Origin of the sequence: Anaerofustis stercorihominis DSM 17244 (assembly GCF_000154825.1) — a bacterium.
GTDB classification, from domain to species: domain Bacteria; phylum Bacillota; class Clostridia; order Eubacteriales; family Anaerofustaceae; genus Anaerofustis; species Anaerofustis stercorihominis.
The window spans coordinates 397,383-418,991 of record NZ_DS560019.1; the positions used below are offsets into that span (position 1 = coordinate 397,383).

Annotated in this window: 27 protein-coding genes and 1 pseudogene; 11 read left to right on the forward strand and 17 right to left on the reverse strand. The window is 31.5% G+C overall.

The window, feature by feature from the left end:
• Positions 1–30: 30 nt before the first annotated feature.
• A complete protein-coding gene (locus ANASTE_RS06555) occupies positions 31–858 on the forward strand; it encodes a hypothetical protein (RefSeq protein WP_007050199.1) in 828 nt (275 codons plus the stop codon).
• Positions 859–867: 9 nt separating this feature from the next.
• On the opposite strand, the gene ANASTE_RS06560 is transcribed toward ANASTE_RS06555, so the two are convergent.
• Both ANASTE_RS06560 and ANASTE_RS06565 read right to left on the reverse strand, forming a co-directional pair.
• Positions 868–1,767 carry a DMT family transporter gene (locus tag ANASTE_RS06560; protein ID WP_148344972.1) on the reverse strand — a complete coding sequence of 300 codons (900 nt, stop codon included), beginning with the start codon at positions 1,765–1,767 and terminating at the stop codon, positions 868–870.
• 58 nt (positions 1,768–1,825) lie between these two features.
• On the reverse strand, positions 1,826–2,020 hold the full coding sequence (locus tag ANASTE_RS06565; protein ID WP_007050201.1) for a hypothetical protein: 195 nt from the start codon (positions 2,018–2,020) through the stop codon (positions 1,826–1,828).
• Between the two features lie 85 nt (positions 2,021–2,105).
• On the opposite strand from ANASTE_RS06565, the gene uvrC reads away from it, so the two are divergent.
• The gene (gene uvrC / locus ANASTE_RS06570) at positions 2,106–3,974 is read left to right on the forward strand and encodes an excinuclease ABC subunit UvrC (protein ID WP_007050202.1); all 1,869 of its coding nucleotides are present in this window, start codon (positions 2,106–2,108) and stop codon (positions 3,972–3,974) included.
• 9 nt (positions 3,975–3,983) lie between these two features.
• Positions 3,984–4,472 carry a phosphatase PAP2 family protein gene (locus ANASTE_RS06575; protein WP_007050203.1) on the forward strand — a complete coding sequence of 163 codons (489 nt, stop codon included), beginning with the start codon at positions 3,984–3,986 and terminating at the stop codon, positions 4,470–4,472.
• Between the two features lie 47 nt (positions 4,473–4,519).
• On the opposite strand, the gene ANASTE_RS06580 is transcribed toward ANASTE_RS06575, so the two are convergent.
• The 3 genes from ANASTE_RS06580 to ANASTE_RS06590 form a co-directional block, all read right to left on the reverse strand.
• Positions 4,520–5,443, reverse strand: coding sequence for a helix-turn-helix transcriptional regulator (locus ANASTE_RS06580; protein WP_039945283.1), 924 nt, complete (start codon positions 5,441–5,443; stop codon positions 4,520–4,522).
• A gap of 204 nt (positions 5,444–5,647) precedes the next feature.
• The gene (locus ANASTE_RS06585) at positions 5,648–6,565 is read right to left on the reverse strand and encodes a SufB/SufD family protein (RefSeq protein WP_007050206.1); all 918 of its coding nucleotides are present in this window, start codon (positions 6,563–6,565) and stop codon (positions 5,648–5,650) included.
• 3 nt (positions 6,566–6,568) lie between these two features.
• The gene (locus ANASTE_RS06590) at positions 6,569–7,288 is read right to left on the reverse strand and encodes an ABC transporter ATP-binding protein (protein WP_007050207.1); all 720 of its coding nucleotides are present in this window, start codon (positions 7,286–7,288) and stop codon (positions 6,569–6,571) included.
• Positions 7,289–7,691: 403 nt separating this feature from the next.
• Between ANASTE_RS06590 and ANASTE_RS06595 the strand changes: the two genes are divergently transcribed.
• The 5 genes and pseudogenes from ANASTE_RS06595 to ANASTE_RS06610 all read left to right on the forward strand — a co-directional run bounded on the left by ANASTE_RS06595 (position 7,692) and on the right by ANASTE_RS06610 (position 10,125).
• Positions 7,692–8,024, forward strand: a complete 333-nt coding sequence (locus ANASTE_RS06595; protein ID WP_007050208.1) for a hypothetical protein — start codon at positions 7,692–7,694, stop codon at positions 8,022–8,024.
• A 32-nt stretch (positions 8,025–8,056) separates the two neighbouring features.
• A pseudogene (locus tag ANASTE_RS12400) lies at positions 8,057–8,356 on the forward strand (Terminase-like family protein); the annotation flags it as partial.
• A gap of 111 nt (positions 8,357–8,467) precedes the next feature.
• Positions 8,468–9,115 (forward strand): VOC family protein, encoded by a 648-nt coding sequence (locus tag ANASTE_RS12230; protein WP_007050209.1) that lies wholly within the window; start codon positions 8,468–8,470, stop codon positions 9,113–9,115.
• 54 nt (positions 9,116–9,169) lie between these two features.
• Positions 9,170–9,547 carry an SdpI family protein gene (locus ANASTE_RS06605; protein ID WP_007050210.1) on the forward strand — a complete coding sequence of 126 codons (378 nt, stop codon included), beginning with the start codon at positions 9,170–9,172 and terminating at the stop codon, positions 9,545–9,547.
• A 38-nt stretch (positions 9,548–9,585) separates the two neighbouring features.
• On the forward strand, positions 9,586–10,125 hold the full coding sequence (locus ANASTE_RS06610; RefSeq protein WP_007050211.1) for an acyltransferase: 540 nt from the start codon (positions 9,586–9,588) through the stop codon (positions 10,123–10,125).
• 103 nt (positions 10,126–10,228) lie between these two features.
• Here the strand turns inward: ANASTE_RS06610 and ANASTE_RS06615 are convergent, their stop codons facing one another.
• A complete protein-coding gene (locus tag ANASTE_RS06615; protein ID WP_198004106.1) occupies positions 10,229–11,017 on the reverse strand; it encodes an MBL fold metallo-hydrolase in 789 nt (262 codons plus the stop codon).
• Between the two features lie 224 nt (positions 11,018–11,241).
• Between ANASTE_RS06615 and ANASTE_RS06620 the strand changes: the two genes are divergently transcribed.
• Genes ANASTE_RS06620 through ANASTE_RS06630 form a run of 3 tightly spaced genes read left to right on the forward strand, consistent with a single transcriptional unit; the run spans position 11,242 to position 14,310 of the window.
• Positions 11,242–12,522 (forward strand): adenylosuccinate synthase, encoded by a 1,281-nt coding sequence (locus ANASTE_RS06620; protein ID WP_039945289.1) that lies wholly within the window; start codon positions 11,242–11,244, stop codon positions 12,520–12,522.
• A 1-nt stretch (position 12,523) separates the two neighbouring features.
• Positions 12,524–13,348 (forward strand): 16S rRNA (cytidine(1402)-2'-O)-methyltransferase, encoded by an 825-nt coding sequence (gene rsmI / locus ANASTE_RS06625; protein WP_007050214.1) that lies wholly within the window; start codon positions 12,524–12,526, stop codon positions 13,346–13,348.
• A 38-nt stretch (positions 13,349–13,386) separates the two neighbouring features.
• Positions 13,387–14,310, forward strand: coding sequence for a DMT family transporter (locus ANASTE_RS06630; protein WP_007050215.1), 924 nt, complete (start codon positions 13,387–13,389; stop codon positions 14,308–14,310).
• A gap of 21 nt (positions 14,311–14,331) precedes the next feature.
• On the opposite strand, the gene ANASTE_RS06635 is transcribed toward ANASTE_RS06630, so the two are convergent.
• From ANASTE_RS06635 to ANASTE_RS06685, 11 genes are all read right to left on the reverse strand, one after another.
• The gene (locus ANASTE_RS06635) at positions 14,332–14,496 is read right to left on the reverse strand and encodes a hypothetical protein (protein WP_007050216.1); all 165 of its coding nucleotides are present in this window, start codon (positions 14,494–14,496) and stop codon (positions 14,332–14,334) included.
• A 154-nt stretch (positions 14,497–14,650) separates the two neighbouring features.
• Positions 14,651–15,292 carry a SpoIIIAH-like family protein gene (locus ANASTE_RS11425; RefSeq protein WP_007050217.1) on the reverse strand — a complete coding sequence of 214 codons (642 nt, stop codon included), beginning with the start codon at positions 15,290–15,292 and terminating at the stop codon, positions 14,651–14,653.
• 13 nt (positions 15,293–15,305) lie between these two features.
• A complete protein-coding gene (locus tag ANASTE_RS06645) occupies positions 15,306–15,872 on the reverse strand; it encodes a hypothetical protein (RefSeq protein WP_007050218.1) in 567 nt (188 codons plus the stop codon).
• Entirely contained in the window at positions 15,872–16,378 is a 507-nt protein-coding gene (locus ANASTE_RS06650; protein WP_007050219.1) for a stage III sporulation protein AF, read from the reverse strand. Before ANASTE_RS06650 ends, ANASTE_RS06645 begins: the two co-directional genes overlap by 1 nt.
• A 1-nt stretch (position 16,379) precedes the next feature.
• The gene (locus ANASTE_RS06655; protein WP_007050220.1) at positions 16,380–17,549 is read right to left on the reverse strand and encodes a stage III sporulation protein AE; all 1,170 of its coding nucleotides are present in this window, start codon (positions 17,547–17,549) and stop codon (positions 16,380–16,382) included.
• A complete protein-coding gene (locus tag ANASTE_RS06660; protein ID WP_007050221.1) occupies positions 17,549–17,932 on the reverse strand; it encodes a SpoIIIAC/SpoIIIAD family protein in 384 nt (127 codons plus the stop codon). Before ANASTE_RS06660 ends, ANASTE_RS06655 begins: the two co-directional genes overlap by 1 nt.
• Position 17,933: 1 nt before the next feature.
• Positions 17,934–18,131 carry a stage III sporulation protein AC gene (gene spoIIIAC, locus ANASTE_RS06665; RefSeq protein WP_007050222.1) on the reverse strand — a complete coding sequence of 66 codons (198 nt, stop codon included), beginning with the start codon at positions 18,129–18,131 and terminating at the stop codon, positions 17,934–17,936.
• 12 nt (positions 18,132–18,143) lie between these two features.
• Positions 18,144–18,659, reverse strand: a complete 516-nt coding sequence (locus tag ANASTE_RS06670; protein ID WP_007050223.1) for a stage III sporulation protein AB — start codon at positions 18,657–18,659, stop codon at positions 18,144–18,146.
• Entirely contained in the window at positions 18,659–19,573 is a 915-nt protein-coding gene (gene spoIIIAA / locus ANASTE_RS06675; RefSeq protein ID WP_007050224.1) for a stage III sporulation protein AA, read from the reverse strand. Before spoIIIAA ends, ANASTE_RS06670 begins: the two co-directional genes overlap by 1 nt.
• Before the next feature lie 151 nt (positions 19,574–19,724).
• Positions 19,725–20,618, reverse strand: a complete 894-nt coding sequence (locus ANASTE_RS06680; RefSeq protein ID WP_007050225.1) for a tocopherol cyclase family protein — start codon at positions 20,616–20,618, stop codon at positions 19,725–19,727.
• 81 nt (positions 20,619–20,699) lie between these two features.
• Positions 20,700–21,605 carry an RluA family pseudouridine synthase gene (locus ANASTE_RS06685; RefSeq protein WP_007050226.1) on the reverse strand — a complete coding sequence of 302 codons (906 nt, stop codon included), beginning with the start codon at positions 21,603–21,605 and terminating at the stop codon, positions 20,700–20,702.
• Positions 21,606–21,609 lie beyond the last annotated feature (4 nt).

Genomic DNA, 21,609 nt, shown 5'->3' on the forward strand with positions numbered 1-21,609 from the left:
ACGTACATATCAATTTAAAGGAGGAAGTCCATGTACTTTGACGTCCTAGTTTATAATGGGAATATCCATACTTTTGAAAATCCATATGATATATACAGAAGTATGTTAATAAAAGATGGAAAAATTGTAAAATTATATAAAGAAAATTATGTAGAGGATGAAATAGACTTAAAAAATGACGTAGGTAAAATGATTAATTTATATAATCAAACTGTAATACCTTCATTTATAGTAAAAGATGTCTATATGCTTCCTCTTCTTTTATTTAAATATAATAAATATTTAAAGTTTAATACATTGGGAGAAGCAGAAGTTTATTTCGGTAATTTAGACAGTAAGACGCAGAAGCAAATATTATCCGAATGTAATGATTATTTGCTTAATAAGGGTATAAGCACGATTATTTTAAAAGAAGATAATTACTCTGAAAGTGTAAATAACAGAGTAAATGAATATTTGATCCATCACAGTACTATCAAATATTTAAAGAAAAAATCAAACAGAAGGCTCATTAATAATGACACCATAATAAATGCAGCGGAACATTTCCCAGATTTAGACCCGTTAAACAAAGTAAAAAAATCAATAGAAGAAAATATGTATCCGTACCTCGCAATAAAAAAAGAATTGTATATTGAGGCAAAAGAAGCCGAACATTTAAATGATATGGGTATTATCAACGAAAATTATTATGCAAATTTTATGATATTGAATAAAGATATATTTGTACCGGAAGATAATAATTATAAAGACCTGGAAATCATTAAAACGTACGCATTTGGCGAGGAAGTAAAAAAAATAAAGCATAAAAATACTATAGACAATATAAGAAAAGTAATATTAAAAAAAGAAGCATAATTGCTTCTTTTATTTTTTAGTATGGTAATACAGTAAACTTCCTATCAATATCATGATAAGTCCTATACCTTGAATATAACTAAAAGTTTCCGATAAGAATATTATTCCCGCAAGTGTCGAAACCAAAACAGTAACATTATTCATAAGCCCTACACTTATAACGCTGATATTTTTCACAGCAAAGTTATTTAAATAAAATACTGCAATTGTAGCAAGTAGTGCAAGATACAAGATCCCGTAAATAAAATCAATATTTCTTATTACGGATATTATTTGATGAGTAGGAGAAAGGAACATAAATACCAGTAATATGATCAAAAATATTATAAATCCATAGTATATTTGATAAAAACAAACATCGTTCAAATCCACATCTTTTCCGATTTGTTTAAACTTTCCCTGATATATTGCCCTCGAGAATATGGACATTATTATCAACGCTGCGCCTATTATAGCAAAATGGTAGTTATTATTAACGGAAGAAGACACACTGGCTATAATAGTTCCTGCAATACATATCGCCATGCAGGAAGCCTGTTTGATCGTAAGCTTTTCGTGTAGCATAAAATAGCTTACAATAACATTTGCTATCGGTATCAAAGCAATAAGAACACTTACTGTTGTAACGGGACACATCATAACTCCAATAGTCTGAAAAGAGAAATTAACAACGGGATTATAAAAAGATAATTTAAACATTTCTTTATGTTTAAAAGATAAGTCGATAGGTCTTTTCTTTATAAGGAATATAATAAGCATTACGATAAAAGCTACAAAAAATCTTGAGCTTAATACTAAAAATACATTATTATTTGAAAGTTTCACTAAATCTTTGATAAAAATATATTGCATACCCATGATTAAACTCATGAGTAAAGTCGCTAAGTATCCTTTTTTCTTATTATCCATAAATATAGTATATGCATAATAAAATAAAATTATAAAAAAAACAAGAGCTAAACTCTGTTTAATCAAGCATGCCGTAGGCGATCTGTTCTAATTCTTCATTTGAAAGATTTTCGTTTATATCGATTTTCTGAACTATATCGTAAAAGGTTCCTTTTAAAAATTTTTTTAAGGTATATCCAAAAAATACTTTTTGTGTTACATAGACATCGTATTTATCATTACTGACTTTAAGTTCATTAAATTTAGTTTTCATGTCATACTCCCGATTTATTTAAATTAAACAAGTTATATGATATAATAACTTGGTGTAAAAAGCAAGATACATAGGTGAAAATTTTATGAGTAAAGCATACAGCAAAAATTTAAATAATAAAATCAAATTACTCCCCGAAAACAGCGGCGTTTATCTTATGAAAGACGAAAACGGCACTATTATTTATGTTGGCAAAGCTAAGGTACTTAAAAATAGAGTAACCCAATATTTCAGAAAAAATTCCAATCATACACCAAAAGTTTTAAAAATGGTTGAAAACATTGCAGACTTTGAATATATAATAACCAATAACGAAATGGAAGCATTAATACTGGAATGTAACTTAATAAAGAAGTATAGACCATACTATAATATTTTAATGCGTGATGATAAAACTTATCCATATATTAAGATAACGATAAAAGATGAGTATCCCAAATTATTCGTCACAAGAAAATATATAAATGACGGGAATAAATACTTCGGACCTTATGCAAATGCAACATATGCAAAAAAAGCAGTGAGTACCATAAATGAGTTATACCCTATAGCTATGTGTAAAAAAGAACTTAAAAGCGGAGTCAAAAAAGGCAATGTTTGCTTAAATTATCATATAGGGCAGTGCCTTGGAGTATGTCAGGGCAATATAGATACAAAGCTGTATAACCGTTATATAAAAGAAATAATAGATATACTGAACGGAAAGACATCTAAGATAATTCAAAGCCTTGAAAACAAAATGAACGGCTACAGCGAGAACCTTGACTTTGAAAATGCAGGAAAGGTCAGAGACAAGATTTTTGCAATCAGAGGTCTAAAAAGCGAACAGAACGTATCAAATGCCAATGCGGACAATATGGATATTTTAGGGCTTGCCATGGCAGAAGATATGGCTTGTGTACAAGTTTATGCCCTAAGAGATAAAAAGATAGTAGGCAGAGAAAATTATATATTAAAAGGTCAGAATGAAAAAGATGTAAGCGAAGTGTTGGCCGCATTCATAAAACAGTTCTATACCAATACACCGTTTATCCCCCCTTTGATTTTAGTTGAAAAAGAATTTGAAGATATAGATAATATTAAGGATCTGCTTACAAATCTAAAATCTAAAAAAGTAGAAATAAAAGTACCTGTAAAAGGAGAAAAGAAAAAACTATTAAAGCTTGCCACTGACAATGCAAAATTAAATCTTGAAAATATAATAGGAAAAGAAAAACAAAAAGCATTGATGGAAAAGAAAGCCGTTGAAGAAATAAATAAATACGCAAATATCAGCAAAGAAGGCAATTTCAGATATGAGGCATATGATATATCCAATACTTCGGGTGTGGACAGCGTAGGAGTCATGGTAGTATTTGACGGAGCAAAAAGAAATTATAAAGCATATAGAAAATTTAAAGTCAAATCTATAGAAGGTCCAAATGATTACGGAAGTATGGTAGAAGTGGTATTCAGAAGGCTGAACAGAGCACAGAAAGAACTCAAACAAAATGATGATAACCCAAGATTTTTACCTCTTCCTGATGTAATTTTTGTCGACGGAGGCATAGGTCATGTAAATGCGGTCAAAAATGTAGTAGACACATTTGATTTTAATATAAAAGTTTTGGGACTTGGGAAAAACAATAAACATAAGTTAAAAGAAGTAGTAAAAAACAATGAAGAAGCAAGAAATATAAGAGACTTCGAATTTGCCGGAAAACTATTAAACGATATAAGCGAAGAAGTCCATAGATTTGCTATTGATTATCATAAAAACCTAAGAAGCAAAAGCTTTCTTAAAACTACGCTTGAAGAAATTGAAGGGATCGGAAAGGTCAAATGCAGGAACCTTTTAAAGCATTTTAAAAATATGGAAGAACTAAAAAATGCATCTATTGAAGAAATAGTTAAAGTAGACGGAATGAATGAGGAACTTGCAAAAAAAGTCAAGGACCATTTTAAAAACGATTAGGTAATATATATGAATAAAGAATTTTATTTAAAATTATATGAACCCTTTTATAAAGATAAAAATAAGAAAAGTTTTCTCAATATAATAGATAAAATAGTAACAAATCTGATATTTATATCATTCCCCATATTTATAATTATTGTTTTTATTAATGTTCATGGTGTAATCAGACTTATACTTTCTACTCTAATTCCCTTTATGCTATTAAGTATATTTAGGAAAGTATTTGATGCAAAAAGACCATATGAAATATTTGATATAAAACCGATACTCAACAAAGATACAAAAGGCAAATCATTTCCCAGCAGACATGTATTTTCCGCATTTGTAATAGGAACTTCCGGCTTATTTATATATATTCCTTACGGAACGCTAATCATTATATTAGGCGTATTGCTTGCAATTATAAGAGTTATCGGCGGAGTACATTTTATAAAAGACGTGTCTGTCGGAGCGTTAATAGGAATATTGAGTGCATTGATAGGTATGCTCATATAAAAAAGAACCCTATTTAAGAAAGGTTCTTTTTTATTGATTTCATGTTTTTATTTATCATCACCAATAATTATCGTAGCTATAGCACAAAGCACGCCACCTAAAGGAAATACGACCCAGCCGGGATGCCATAAGTTCCAAATAAAGCCCAAGCTTAAATATATAAAAGTAGCAATAAGCATTATTACTCCCGAAACTTTGCCTATAAGTGAATTCTTTTCAGGTGAGTATATATCATGATGTTTATTTTCTTTATTATAGTCATTTATATCATATTTAGCCTTTTGCATTCCAAAGTATGTAAATATACTTACAGCTATTGTTATCATAAACATAAACAACCCGATAGCAGCAGGGATATCATCTACATCGGTTTTTAAGATTTCCTCAACGCCTACCAGAATAGTAACGGCAACCAATATGATACCCACCCCTACAGCCATCATTCCGGCAAATAATCTGTTATAAGCACTCTTTTCTTCTTTTGTATAGAAATCGTCAAAATAAGGGTGTTCTTCTACGAAATGAGCATGATTGATCCCAAAATAAACAAATATGAATACCGCTATCGTAACCAAAATAAAAAATAATATAGTAGATATTGAACTAAAGGTATTTATAAAGAAGTTTCCTCCGTTAATCAATCCATCGGACATACTCATTATCGTTACACCAAGAAGAATCAAGAATACTCCTAGGGTTATCATTTTAGAAAACTTATTTTGAGCATTCTCATACAGAGCCTTATCTTCCTTAAAACTATTATCATCCAAAGATATATTTCCTTTTACAAGTTCGTCCATATTAAGGGAGAATATATCACATAAAATAAGTAATTTATCCATTTCGGGATATGATGTACCGTTTTCCCATTTTGATACGGCCTGTCTTGATACATCAAGTTTTTCCGCAAGCTGTTCTTGGGATAAGTTATGTATCTTTCTTAAGTTTTGTAAGTTTGTGTTGAAATTCATTTTATCCACCTTCTTTCTGCCCTAATGATACTGTCTGAATGAATTATTTTCTACCAACTTTTGATTGCAACTACAAGTTTTTTTGTAAACTTCCGGTTGCAGCCATGTTAATTATATATACATTATACAAATTAACAGCTATATTTACACTAAAACTTTTAAATAATAAAAAAGAGATGATGTTACATCTCTTTTTTGTAAGTACTATTTTAAAAAGCCGGATATAATTTTTTGTTCCGCTTCTTCTTTTGTAAGCCCCAAACTTTGAAGCTTAAGGATTTGTTCTCCCGCAATTTTTCCTATCGCAGCTTCATGGATAAGTTCAGCATCAATATCAGAAGCTATCAAAGAAGGTGAAGCAGATACCGAACCGTTATCAACCAATATCGCATCACACTCGGAGTGTCCCTTACATTTTGTCTCTCCGTTAATTTTAGAATTGAATTCCTGATAAGAATTCCCCTTAGCTACAGAACGGGAAATCAAATCTACTTTGGAATTTTCGCCCTTTAACACTACATCAAAATCTGTCCTTGCCTTTTCTTCTCCGTCAGTCATTATACGTTCTCTGACGAGAAGCTTTGCACCTTCTTCCAATACACCGCTTGTTTTACGTATAGAACTGTCAACGCCCTCAAGCTGGATAGTATCCATTTCAAGGACTGCACCTTTTTTTAGATTTACGTCCGTTACAGGGTCTATTCTTTTAAGACCGCCGCCTTTTCCGGTTGCAATATGTTTTTCTTCATATAATACATGAGCATTTTCTTCCAAGAAAAATCTATGAATACCGTTATGTCTTGCATCATGACCGTCATCTGTGTGAACTCCACAGCCCGCAACTATGGTTACATCTGCATTTTCACCTACATAAAAATCATTATATACAAGGTCATCCACAGCTCCGTGTGTTACGCAAGCCGGAATATAAACTTTTTCATCTTTGGTATTTGGTTTTATATGAATAACAAGTCCGGGACCGTCTTCTTTTGATTCGATTTTAATATTTTTGCTTGACTGCCTTCCCGCACATTTTCCGTCTTCTCGTATATTAAATGCACCTTCGAATTTGCCTGTAAAGCCGGAAACTACACGTAATATCTGTTCTGTTGTCTTATTCATGATCTATAGCTCCTTTTCCTTAGGACACATATTTGCCCTTTCTTCTTTAAACAATGTAGGAAGTATCTTTTCTCTGCTTCCCATATCTCTGACTTTTCCGCCCGAAATAACTATGATCTCATCAGCTATCGATAAAATCCTCTCTTGATGAGAAATAATAAGCAAAGTCCCTTTATTTCTTTTTCTTAAAATTTCAAAAGTTTCAACTAATTTAGAAAAACTCCAAAGGTCTATACCTGCTTCCGGCTCATCAAATATAAGAAGTTTTGCATCTCTGGCAAGCACTCCCGCAATTTCTATCCTTTTACTTTCCCCTCCGGATAAAGAGTCGTTTAGTTCTCTGTCGATATATTCTTCGGCACAAAGTCCTACTTTACTTAAAAGAGCACAAGCCTCCCCCTCTTCGAGATCTTTTCCCGCAGAAAGTTTTAAAATATCTCTTACGGTAAGTCCTTTAAACTTAACAGGCTGCTGGAATGCATATGCAATACCTTCTTTTGCACGAGTGGTTATATCTTCATTTGTGATATCTTTACCATCTAATATAACCTTACCTGAAGTAACTTGTTCAATCCCTGCAATAAGTTTTGCGAGAGTAGTCTTTCCTCCCCCATTCGGCCCTGTAACAACAACAAGTTTACCGCTTTCAATATTTAAATCTATATCTTTTATGATTTCTTCGCCGTCTTCTGCTTTCCATTTAACATGTTCTAGCTTTAACATTTTCTTAATTCCTTTCCTTAACTATATATAATAAATTATTTCCTTAATTTTACATCTTTTTTATTAAGATAGTATATCACATACTTTTACATAAAAAAAGATTATTTCCTACCGAAGGAGTATTAATTTAAAAAATATGAGATTTCGACCCGATTTATTAGCAAAAATCGTGAAATATTTTCAGAATATTTTAAAAATTGCTATTAATTTTATTAAATAAATTCTCTGATTATTATACTCCGGTTATTGTATATTTACAATAATATTTACCTTTGCGGGCACTACGCCTGCTGACGCAGATTCCGCGCCCGCAGTCACTTATCTATCCCCTTTTGAATTTAAAAACTCATTAATTTTTATTTTACCCATTTTGATAAAATTTTACTAATATGAGGAGGATAAAATGAAAGAAGTAACGATAGATTATGAAGAAAACGAAAAACAAAAAATTTTTCACAAAAGCAGTGAGGAAGAAGTATTATACGGAGGAGCAAAAGGAGGAGGCAAAAGCTGTGCTTTAGTAATGGACGCACTTAAATATGCACTTATATATAAGAAAAGCACAATATACCTCTTCAGAAAAACCTATGATGATTTGGAGGCAAATCTTATAAGTGAATGGTTCAATAAAGTACCGAGTATAATATATAAATATAATGCGTCAAAAAAAATCGCAACATTAATCAATGAAAGTAAAATATTTTCAGATTCGTATCCAATTATAATGACGCCATAAGATATGACGGAAGAAGTATTGATTATATCGGAATAGATGAACTTACTCACTTTGAAGAGGAATGGGTACAGATATTACTGTCGTGTCTTAGAAGTCCCAAAGGATACCCGACATTTTTCAGAGCTACGGCAAATCCGGGCAATATCGGTCATGCTTGGGTAAAAGCAAGATATATAACATCTACTGACTATGGTAAAAAAATATATGAAGACAAAAAAAACGGGAATAAAATAAAATTTATACCTGCAAGAGTATATGATAATAAAATCTTAACGGAAAATGACCCTAAATATATAAGAAGACTTGAAAATCTGCCCGAAGCTAAGAGAAAAGCATATTTAGAAGGTGACTGGGATATATATGAAGGTAGAGCCTTTCCAGAATTTGACGAAGGAATACATATCGTAGATGACTTTGAAATACCAAAACACTGGGTAAGATGGATGGCTGTGGATAACGGATATGCAGACCCTTTTTACTTTGCATGGTTTACGATAAGCGAAGACGGGATAGTTTATCTTTACAGAGAATATACGAGAAAACACACAGATATAAGGATCCCGTATTCAGAACAAGGTAAAAATGCAATGGAAATGATGACAAAACCTTATGTCGATGAAAACGGTGAAATAAAAGAAGAAACAGAGGATATTGAAGTATGTGTCGCAGGGCTCGACGCTTTCAATAAACATCATAGGGATATAAGCGGGAAAACCCTCATTGATTATTATAGACAAGGAGGCTTTACCGTTCCGTTTACCAAAGCTATAACATCTAGGGAACTCAGGAAAAGCACTTTTCATGAATATTTAAAACCAATAAATGATAAAAATACAGATACCGATTATGCAAAGTTTCAAGTTTTTAAGTCGTGTAAAACGTTCATTGAAACATTTAAAGATTTAATGGAAGAAGAGGGAAACCCGGAGGTCGTGGCTGACGATAAAAATGATCATGCATACGATGCGGTTGGATACGGATTAATATATTATCACTCTGACAAGAGTAAAAAGACTGTTAAAGAAAAAAGGATTGAAACATATAAAAATGAGGCAATAAAAAGAAAGAAAAAAACTAAAAAATATTTATAAATCATTTATTTATATCTGCATTTTCAAGTATAATAAAATAAAAAGGATAATATAATGGGATTTTGGATATTCATGCTATTAATGAATTTATTGCTGCCTATAATTATGATAATCTTCGAGAAATTATTTACTAAAAATATACCAAAGACAATCAATATGGCTTTCGGATACAGAACATCAATGTCGATGAAAAATGAAGATACATGGACGTATGCTCATAAGCTATTCGGAGATATATGGTATAAATTAGGTATTGTGTTATTAGTTTTATCAATTATAGCTTCAATATTTACAATAGGTAAAAGTGATGATTTTTTAGGCAATGTAACTATCGTAAATGAGTCCATTCAATTGATTGTTTTGATAACACCTATATTTTACGTAGAGAAAAAATTAAAAGAAACATTTGACAGTAACGGAAACAGAAAATAATATTTAGTAAGAAGCAATAATCAGTGGAGGTATGTATTATGAAAGAAAAAAGACTTGATTTAAGAATTCCAAACGAAGAAAGAGCCAACTCCGCAAAAAGAACAACGGACATTTTATTCAAACTAAACAACACATTGCCGTTTTCAGATGAATATGATTTACTTTTAAAAAAATTGTTTACCGGAGGACTTGGAGAAAACTGTTATATCGCACCACCTATTTATATAAATCTTGCAGAAAATATTCATATCGGTAACAATGTTTCAATAAATGCTTATTTTAAGTGTATGTCTGCAGGCAATATTTATATCGATGATGATGCACAAATAGCAATGAACGTTTCAATTATCACAAATAATCATGATTTTTACGACAGACCCGTATTAACGATAAAAGACGTACATATAAAGAAAAATGCATGGATCGGAGCAGGATCTATCATACTTCCGGGAATAACAATAGGAGAAAACGCTATAGTCGGAGCGGGAAGTGTCGTAACACATGATGTCGAAGCAAATACTATGGTTGCGGGCAATCCTGCGAAACTTATTAAAAAGCTAGACCCGGATAAATTTTAATAAAATATTTATATTACATAACTTTCATTCCGTTCACAAAACAATTTTCAGTTGCAGTTAAAAAACAGAACAAAAATATAAAAAGGATACATATGTATCCTTTTTATATTTCTATAACGCTACCGCACTGAACTTCAACATAATTATCTTCAAATTCTTCACTGATTTTAGCAGATACCTTATATCCCGTGCAGTGACAAGGCATAATATAGTCGATATTTTCTTTCTTAAGCATACCTATCGTTTTATCAATCCTATCCTTATCTGCATTTATTAAATGCATGCCGGCAAATAAAGAATATATTTTTTTACCTTTAAACATATCTTTTATATAGGATATGGCATTCATCACTCCCATATGAGAACATCCCATAAATAAAGATAAGCCTTTGGAAGTCTCAATTACTAATATTTGTTCATCATACATTAAATCCATAGACATCTTATTATTTTGCTTTAAATAAAATCCACTCGGTTTATTTTCAAAATCATTCTTATAAGGTATATTATTTACTAAATATATTCCTTTAAAGATTTCTTCCTTATTATAAATATAATGAAAATGTTTTTTTATATTATCATTTACTTCAATCCCATTAAAATAATATTTATTATTCTTTTTATTTATACTGAACTTTGGAATCAATGCTTTTTCACTAATATAAATACTTGGTATATTATCTATTTCATTTAGATAATCAAGTCCTCCCCCATGGTCATAATGTCCATGAGAAATAATTATCGCATCCAAATCATTTAAATCAATACCGAGCATTTCTGCATTTTTTATAAATACATCGCTCTGCCCCGTATCCATCAATATCCTTTTATCACCAGTCTCAACCAGTAAAGAGAGACCATGCTCGGCTATAAGTTTTTTTCTATATACCATATTTTCATTTAGAACAGTAATCCTCATAATATACACCTTCATTCGATATAAATAATTATATCATATTTTGGCAATTATGATATTAAATAGTTTGCTTATCAATTAAGTTCTGAAAATTCAGATAGACAGCGTGAAAAGTAAGTAAAATAAGGATTTTAGTATTGATTATATATACCAAATGGGGTAAAATAAAGTGTCGTTATAAAGTACTAGGAGGTATTATGATGGGAAATTTAGTAGTAGTCGGTTCACAATGGGGCGACGAAGGAAAAGGTAAAATAACAGATTACTTTACAGACAGATGCGATATAGTTGTAAGAAGTTCAGGCGGGAACAATGCGGGACATACAGTTATAGCAAACGGCATTACATATAAGTTACATGTTATTCCTTCAGGTGTTATCCAGGATAAACCATCAATTATTGGCGCAGGAATGGTAGTTGACCCTACATGGTTAGTTAAGGAAATGAACACACTAAAAGAACAAGGGGTCAAATTCGATAAACTTATCATTGATAAAAGAGCGCAGGTAATTATGCCTTATCACAGAGTGCTTGATGAATTAATAGAAAAATCACTTGGTAAAAACGATATAGGAACAACAAAAAGAGGTATCGGACCTGCTTACACAGATAAAATCAAAAGAAGCGGTATCAGGATTTGTGATTTAATAGATACACCTCTATTTGAAGAAAAATTAAAAATCAATCTTGAAGCTGTAAATAAAGAAATAGTGGAAGTTTACGGCGGAGAAGCGTTAAAATTCGAAGATATTTTTGATGAGTACAATAAATGTGCGGATATTATAAGACAGTACGTAGATGACGCTACGGTTATTATTTATGATTACATCAAAAAAGGTAAAAAAGTATTATTTGAAGGTGCACAGGCAACACTTCTCGATATAGACTTCGGAACATATCCTTATGTTACATCATCTCATCCAACAGCAGCCGGAGCATGTATCGGTTCGGGCATAGGCCCTGCTTATATCGATGATGTATGCGGTATCGCTAAGGCTTATACAACAAGAGTAGGAAAAGGACCGTTCCCTACTGAATTATTTGATGAAGACGGAGACTATCTAAGAGAAAAAGGCTATGAATACGGTACTACAACGGGAAGACCGAGAAGATGCGGCTGGCTCGACGCGGTAATACTTAAATTTGCCGTAAGAGTAAATTCTCTTACAAGCATAGTATTCACAAAACTCGATACTCTTACGGGAATGGAAAAAATAAAACTTTGTGTTGGATATAAATACAAAGATGAAATAATCACGGACTTCCCTGCAGAACTTACCGTTCTGGGAGAATGTGAGCCTGTTTATGAAGAATTTGAAGGATGGAATGAAGATATTTCACAAATCAGAGATTTTGACAAACTGCCTGAAAATGCAAAAAAATATGTAAACAGAGTTGAAGAACTTTGTGAAGTTCCGATTGGTATAGTATCGGTGGGACCTGACAGAGAAGATACAATTATAAGACAACAATATTTATAATATGGAAGATAAAGTATATATAGTATCAACACCGATCGGTAATCTCGAAGATATGACCTTCAGAGCTATAAAGGTCTTAAAAGAAGTAGATGTTATCTTATGTGAAGATACAAGACATTCAATAAAATTATTAAATCATTTTGAAATTAAAAATAAGCTGATTAGCTATCATAAATTTAACGAAAAGGAAAGAATAGATTATATTCTTTCCTTGATAAATGAAAACAAAACTTTGGCTTTGATTTCAGACGCGGGAACACCTTTAATCTCGGATCCGGGAAACATACTCGTAAAAGAATTGATAGAAAACGATATTAAATTTACCGTTGTTCCGGGAGCAAATGCACTTCTGCCGGCTCTCATATTATCCGGATTTAACAGTGAAGAATTTTTATTTATAGGATTTTTACCTAAAAAGAATAATAAAAAAGAAGAAAAATTAAACACATTAAAAGATTTTGATAAAACTTTGATTTTTTATTCTTCTCCTTACGAATTGATTGATATGATAAAAGCTATTGACAATGTTTTAGGTGACAGGAAAACCGCTATATCAAAAGAAATCACAAAACTTCACGAAACTACGTACAGAGGAACGCCGAAAGAATTGATTGCCATGTTAAATGATATGGAAATCAAAGGCGAATTTGTCATTGTGGTGGAAGGAAATAAGGAAGAAAAAAAATTACTTACAAAAGAGGAAGCAAAACAAATATTTGATATGGAAATTCAAAAGGGTGAACATCCTAAAGATTTAATAAAGAAATTAGCGAAAGAAAACAATTTAAACAAAAGAGAGTTATATAATTATTTAATGAAAAAATAAAGCCCAAATATAGGGCTTTTTTATATCGAGAGGAAAATATGAATAAGACAAAAGAAACCTTTTTAACAAAACCGATTGTAATATGTTTACTGGCATCCATATGCTGCATTTTATGGGGAAGCGCATTTCCGTCAATCAAGATTGGATATAAGCTTTTTAATATCGCCTCAGCCGATACGGCAAGCCAAATGCTTTTTGCGGGATTAAGGTTCACACTTGCGGGAATCATCACTATTATAATTGGAAGTATCATTTCCAAAAAGCTTTTAATTCCTAAAAAAGAATCTTACAAATCTATATTTAAACTATCAATGGTCCAAACAGTCCTTCAGTATGTTTGTTTTTACGTAGGGCTCGCAAATACAACGGGAGTCAAGGCTTCCATAATAGAAGCTTCAAATGTTTTTTTAGCTATACTAATCCCTTCCTTGATGTTAAAACATGAAAATCTTACGATCAAAAAAATGCTTGGTTGTATTATAGGGTTTATGGGAGTCGTTATAATAAATTTAAATGGAGCGAGTTTAGACATAAACATGAAATTAAGCGGAGAAGGTCTTATATTCATGTCCGCGGTAATGTATGCATTATCTTCCATACTCGTAAAAGAATATTCAAAAAATGAACAGCCTGTGGTTTTAAGCGGATATCAATTTATTTTGGGCGGAATAGTAATGATATTGATAGGAATATTTACGGGAGGGAAAGTAAGCGGTTTTAATTTGAATTCTACGCTTCTTTTGATATATATGGCTCTTATATCAGCTGTTGCTTATTCACTATGGTCAATACTCCTTAAATATAATCCCGTAGGAAAAGTTGCGGTCTTTGGATTTTTAAACCCGGTATGCGGTGTAATACTATCTGCAGTATTATTAAAAGAAGGAAATGTATTCAATATCCTTGGTATGATTTCTTTGATATTGGTTTGTATAGGGATATATATGGTAAACAGGGAATAAAAAAACGCCTTAAGGCGTTTTTTATGACTTCTTCTTTTTACCCATGTTTCGTTCCAGTAAATGCTTGTTTAAAACAATGTTAATATACTGAGAAAATGACCTGTCGTCTAACTCTGCTAACTTCTTAATATCTTTAATAATTTGTTCATCCAGAGTAATACTAACTTTTGCTTTTAATGGTTTCATAACTATCCTCCCATGCACATACTAAACTCCGATATCTTATAATATATTATACTACCAAATTTTACCATTATCTCGTAAATATGATAAAATAATATATAGTCGTATTTTGTCGTATTATGTAGAAATATATTAAAAAAGGAGATTTTCTCTCCTTTTATATACTTTTATTCATACTTGCACTGCTTTCACCAGTATTTTCTTTTGTTTTTTCATTTGTATCTGTCTTATCATCTTTATCGTCCTTTTTTGTATTGCTTGTTGCAATGGTTATTTTGGAAATATCTATTTTACATTCTTTATTTACTATATTTTGAACTTTGGAAGCATCTGCGGGACTCAGTTCATCTGCGTCCACAATTACATTAGCATACCCTTCATGGATAATTACTATAGCATCATCAAACCCTTTAGATTTGATTAAATTTTCCACTACAAGCTCGGTTTCCGACAACTTTGAAATCGCTACACTTTCTTCAACCGCTTCCTTAACTATGTTCTTATCAGCCGAAGAATCCTTTGCGATATTTTGAAGAGCTTCCAAATTCTGACTTCTTATCTTATCTCTGTTGAGTCTATATTCACTGAAAAATTCATCCGACAATTCTGCATTACCGCTGAGTACATCATCCTCGCTTATATTAGAAACAAGTGTAGCATTGCTTGGTTCATTATTATTTACATTAGCTACAGATGAACTGTCCCCCTTATAAAACAATGTATAGTTGGCAATGCTGATAACCAGTAAACACGTAACCAGCCCCACCAAAACTGCATTTTTTTTCTTGATTTTATTCATAACCCCATTCTCCTTATATATTTTCTTTACTTGGTAAAACTACCACTTTATAACTAGGCAAGCTAAGTAACGCCTCTACACTTTTGGTTATGTAATACTGAACCGTCTTATTGCCCGCTCCGCTTGCCACAATAACAACTCCCACAACTTCGGGATATTTATCCTTAGTCGTAAATGGACTTTCATTGGAACCATCTCTTACCATAACGGCATCCTTTGAAGAATTACTGCTGTCATTAGTATTTGCATCACCGCTTCCGGAAGTACTTGTAGAGTTGCTTTCATTATAAGCAATATTCTTTTCTATTTCTCCGTCGAGAGTTATAGTGACTTTTACATTCCCTACCCCGCTTACTTTACTTAAAGTTTCTTCAATACTCTTTTCCAAGCTCAATTTATATTCACTTGAAGATAATTCCTTAGAAGTCTCTTTTTTATCTTTATTATCGGAAGACGAGAATAAAGAAGAAAATAATATTAAACAAAGTCCGATTACCAGAAGTATTATGAGTAAAGATTTATTTTTATCTTCACCCTTAATAAAATTATTAATGATACCGCTTAGTTTATCTTTATCCATTACCCTACACTTCCTGTCTTAATATTTATATTATTTAAGTCCACTAAATATGTTTTACTTAAATAACTTTTTATCTTATCTTTCTTTTTTATGTCATTTTCATTTAAAGTAATATCAATTTCTTTAATATCCCCGTACATATCACTGTTTTGATCCTCATTTATCCTTACACTTACTTTAGAATCTATATAATATTTCTTCTTTATTATTCCATTTATACTATCGTTCAGCTTATTTTTATATTCATCTATTATTAAGCTGTCAGTATCAATTACCCCTTCATTGATCTGACTTTCAAACGTATCTATCCTCACATAACTATCGTTTAAGAGAGAAGAAAACTCACCTTTTTTAACTATGGTCAATATGGGAGCCAAAATGGATACCACGAGAAGTAAAGATATAAAAAACTTAATATATTTGTCATATTCTTTTGAAGGAGAAAGCAGCCTTAATATGCTTATTACCATTATCAAATATAAAAAATTCTTTGCAAAATCAGCCATCTTACCCTCCCAGCATTGCTATTATTCCAATAAGCATTATAAAAAGTACCGCTACAACCAAGAAGCATGCAAATATCAAACTTAAAAAAGTTGAAGCATCATTCAAGGCTTTACTTACCCTAGGATCGGTCAAAGGCTCACTTAAAAATGCAGATATTTTCAATGTGACTATGGAACACAACATGTGCATAAAAGGTATCAGCAAAAGCGATATAAGTATCAAAACGCCAATCAGTCCTACGGAATTTTTAATCACCTTTACAAATCCTATTACCGTATCCGCACTGTCGGATATAAGAGAACCGAGAACCGGAACTAACTTACTCACAGCAAACTTCGCAGTCTTAACGGAAAGACTGTCAAGAGATGAAAACAAGCTGCCTTGAATGCTCAAGATACCTACAAAAAGTACCGAGAACAATCCCATTATAAAAAGTACACCTTGTTTAATGAACGATACCAAATATGAAATATTTATATCTGTCAAGAGGTTGTCCATTATGCTAAGGATAAAACCAAAACTTAAAGTCGGTATTACAAAATAAGTCATCGCCGATGCAAAAAAGTTGATTATAAATACCAAACTGATACTTATTATATTTCCCGAAAATACATTCCCGCTCAAATTCATAAGGATTATTATTATGGGAAGAAGTACGTTCATAAAACCTGTGATTGCTTTTATAAGAGAGTAAGCTATGGTAACTATATTGAAAAAAGTCTTTACTATAAGTGCGACCAGAACCAAGTAGATACCAAAAAATGCTACATCACTTATCTCCTTATTCATAAAAGAAGTATTGAGAAGGTTGATAAGACTTAAAAATATAGACAGTGCTATAAAAGTTAGAAGTATGGATATGCTTTCTCTTAATGTCATAAAAAATAAATCTTTTAAAGCATTTATAAAGTCATTATAATCAAAGGAATAATTACCGCTTACAACATCACTTATAAAATTTTTTATATTCCCGTAGTTAAAAAGTTCATAAAAATTATTGTCATTGGTATATAGATCCAATTTATAAAGCTGTCCCTTTTCATAGACACTATCTACTAAGGCTCCGTAATCCTGCTCGCTATTTCTGCCGTTACTGTTTTCACAGTATCCTAAAGCTGGGATAGATATAAAAACAACAAAGCAACATATTAAAGCAAATAACCTTTTCATCAAATCACTTCCTCAATATAAGAAAATAAACTTATAATCAAAGGAAGAGAAAAGTATAGTATCATTATTTTTGTAAAGAAACCTATCTTGGTACTTAAAGTCTTATTTCCGCTATCCAGACAGAGTTCACTTGAAAACTGACCTATATAAGCTATGGCAATTATCTTAAATATGGCTTTTATATTAAGCATGTCCACATTTGCTTTAACAGAATATGTATTTACAACATCTATTACCGCATAAAGATATTTTATGGCAAAACCTAAGATTATAATTCCCGCAATTATTGAAATAAACAGTGCATATTCTTTATTATCTTTTATGAAAAATAAGCTTATAACAGATCCCAATATCCCTATCATAGCTATTTTTACAATATCCATATCAGTACAACCCGAACATCGTTTTTACCGTACCGAAAAAGTCATTTACCATATTTACTACCAGCATAAGAACAACTATAATTCCCGCTAAAGCTACCATGGTAGCCATATCATCCCTGTCACTTTTCTTTAAGATTATACTTAAAACCGCAACTATAAAACCTATTCCCGCTATTTTAAAAATAATATCTATCTGCATATCTGCTTCTCCTTAAATAAAAATTACTACCAAAAAACTACCGAACAACACCCCCATTTTTTCGTATAAACTTACTTTGCTGTCCCTGTCTTCTCTAGCTTTTTTTATTGCTTCCGTCAAACCGGACTGAATTAAAGTAAGCTGTTTTACCATTCTGTTTTTATCATTAAAAGATAAACTGACTCCGATATTTTCAAGCAAAATCATTTCTTCTCTGGAAATGTTGAACTTATGATTATTTAAACATTCAAACCAAATCGCAGAAAAATCACTCAAATCTTTTTTGATCATAGTAGTTTTTACGTCTCTCAAAAAATCATGATATGTAGTCTTTGTGATTTTAATTGCCTCAGTAATAAGAAAGTTAACATCATATAATCCGACATTTATACTTACTATAAAATCATTTAAGATCCTATTTATTTCTTCAAGTTCAAGAAGTCTGTTTTTTATTTTCCTGGTTATACTTCTTGAAAATAAAACACTGAATATAAACAAACAAACCATACCCGGTAATTTAATATACATCACATCAACCTCTCTAGCTTTTCGTTATAGATTTCTTTAATATATCTCTCTCCATGTTCTATGGATAAGAATATATATCTGTTAAAAATTTTCTTTTTTATTATGGAAACGAAATTATCCTTCCTTAAAATATCTTTCATATCTTTACCGTGCGCGGAAGAGATTACTTTGACCCCGCTTAAAACAGAATTTTCAAGCGCAGAAATATCATCTATTTTTCCTATTTCATCGGTTATTATAACTTCGGGGGACATGGCTCTTACTAACATATTCATGCCGTCACTTTTATTTATCCCTTCAAGTACATCAGTCTTATCCCCGATATTAAGTTCATTTACTCCATCATGAAGACTTGCAATTTCTTTTCTCTCATCCACGATACATACTCTTTTTCCGACAAAATCTCCCTTATTAGTGGATATTACCCTGGAAATATCGCGAAGTAATGTCGTTTTACCGACTTTAGGAGGAGATATTATCAAAGTATTGTAGACTTCTCCTTTATTTAAAATATAGTTTAAAACTAAATTACTGGCACCTATTATTTGCCTAGAAATCCTTATATTGAGTGAATTTATATTCCTAAGCCCTATGACTTTGTTATCCTCCATTATCACGCTTCCTGAAAAACCTATCCTGTGCCCGCCTTTGATTGTAATAAACCCTTTGAGCAAACTATCTTCATTGGCATAAAAAGAATAATTTGTAGCTAAATTTAATATACCTTCTATATCTTCTTTTTTAACATCGTAGGGAATTAAAATATCCTCTTTTGAACCGACTATATGTATATTTCTGTTAAGTCTTAATCTTATTTCTTCTATTTCATCATGAATATTTACTTCATCAATAACTTTAAGTATTTCATCAGGCAGAATATCTATAATTTCCTTTGGAAGTTTATTAGTATTCATATAACTTGTCCTTTACTTTAATTTAGTATTACTATACTTCTTTGTGTTGTCGTATTTGAGAAAAGCTGGAGGTTTACTTTAACTTTTTTAAGTTTTAAGTATATTTTTACTTTAAGTGAATATAAAAAAAGCTATAGAAAAACTATAGCTTTTATAATTCCCATTCAACGCTTGCATTTTCATTTATAACATCGAATATTAACTTCTCAGGACCTATCAATTTATAATTTACTTTGCACTTGAGCCCTTCCCTTATTATCCTGTCCATTTTACCCGACACCGGAGCATCCAAATCCAAATTAGGGAAATTTAAAACTTTCATATAAAACTTGTATTTTCCTTGTTTTACAATCAAGCTGTCATTTGTCTTATAAACCACTTTAGCACCTAAATAGGTAGCAAACCGATATTCCCTGTCTTTATAATGAATGACACCTATAAGTCCTTCAAAACCGTAATTAAGTATTGGTATATCGGCTACGGAAAACATAATTGAATTATTTCCGCCGTAATCAAAACCGCATTGAGTCCAAATATATCTCTCGGGAAAAGATGAACCAAAATCTTTTTCTATATAACCTCTGCCGCCGTCAAAATTTATGACTTTTCCGTTTATATTTAAATTGCCTTTTATCGAATGATGCATACTTAAAACATCATGTGAGCACTGCATAAAAGGAACATATTTAAAAGGTCCCATTATATTATAAATAAGAGGCGAAAACTCTCCGTAAGATATACCTCCTTTTATCTTCAAATCCTCAGCATCAATATCTAATATTATACCTTCCCTCGAAAATTCACTTTTCCCGACTTTGACGTAGAAGTCTCTTTTATATGTCTTAAACTCAGTTATATCATATTTTACTTTATAGGTTTTATCCTCTGTTATTACCTGAATCATTGCAAATTTATTCCCGTCACCATCAATATGAAAAGAGGGTATGAAACTTATCATAAAATCATCTGTCTGATGTTTTAAATACCATCCTTCAAAATAAGATCTAGTTTTATATTCACCATGAAAATTAATGTATGTTCCCATAATTATCTCCTTTGTGAAATTATTAACGGCTTATTGGTATTTTAAACATAAAAAAAGAAGCTCAATTTGAGCTTCTTATAATCATCTGTCAAGTAATTCATAAAAATAATCCGGCAGCTCACTGTTAAACTCCATATATTCATTCGTTTTGGGATGAATAAATCCTAGTTTATAGGCATGGAGCAGCTGTCCTTTAAAAGGTCTGTCTATTTGACTATTAAATCCATATACTTTGTCCCCTATAACGGGATGAGAAATATATTTAAGATGAACTCTTATTTGATGAGTACGTCCGGTTTCCAAATGAACATCTAAAAACGTATATTTATCATATCGCTTAATTACGTCAAAATGAGTTACTGCTCTCTTGGAATTACTCTGCGTTACACACATCTCTTTTCTTTTTATCTTATCTCTTCCGATAGGTGCGTCTATCGTCCCTGAATTTTCATGTATTATCCCATGACATATGGTTTTATACCTTCTATTGATAGAATGCTCCTTAAACTGTACCGCCAAATGATTATGAGCATTATCGTTCTTCGCAATTATAAGTAGCCCCGAAGTATCTTTATCTATCCTATGAACTATTCCGGGTCTTATAACTCCGTTAATAGAAGATAAATCTTTCACATGATACATTAAAGCATTCACGAGTGTTCCCGAGTGATTTCCGTTAGCGGGATGTACGACCATTCCCTGAGGCTTATCCACTATCACCACATCTTCGTCTTCATATACTATATTTATAGGTATATTTTCAGCTATAACATCTAAAACTTCAGGTTCAGGCAAATTGACTTTAACCCTTTCACCGGCAATCAATTTTCTTGACGGCTTGACTTTTTCATCATTAAGAAAGACCTCTCCTTCCTTGAAAAGTTTTTTTAAACTTTCCCTTGAAAAGTCTTCCAATTTATCGGATAAAAATTTATCGCATCTTATATTCTGTTTTTCTTCTGTCACAATAAATTCTTTTATTTCCATTTAA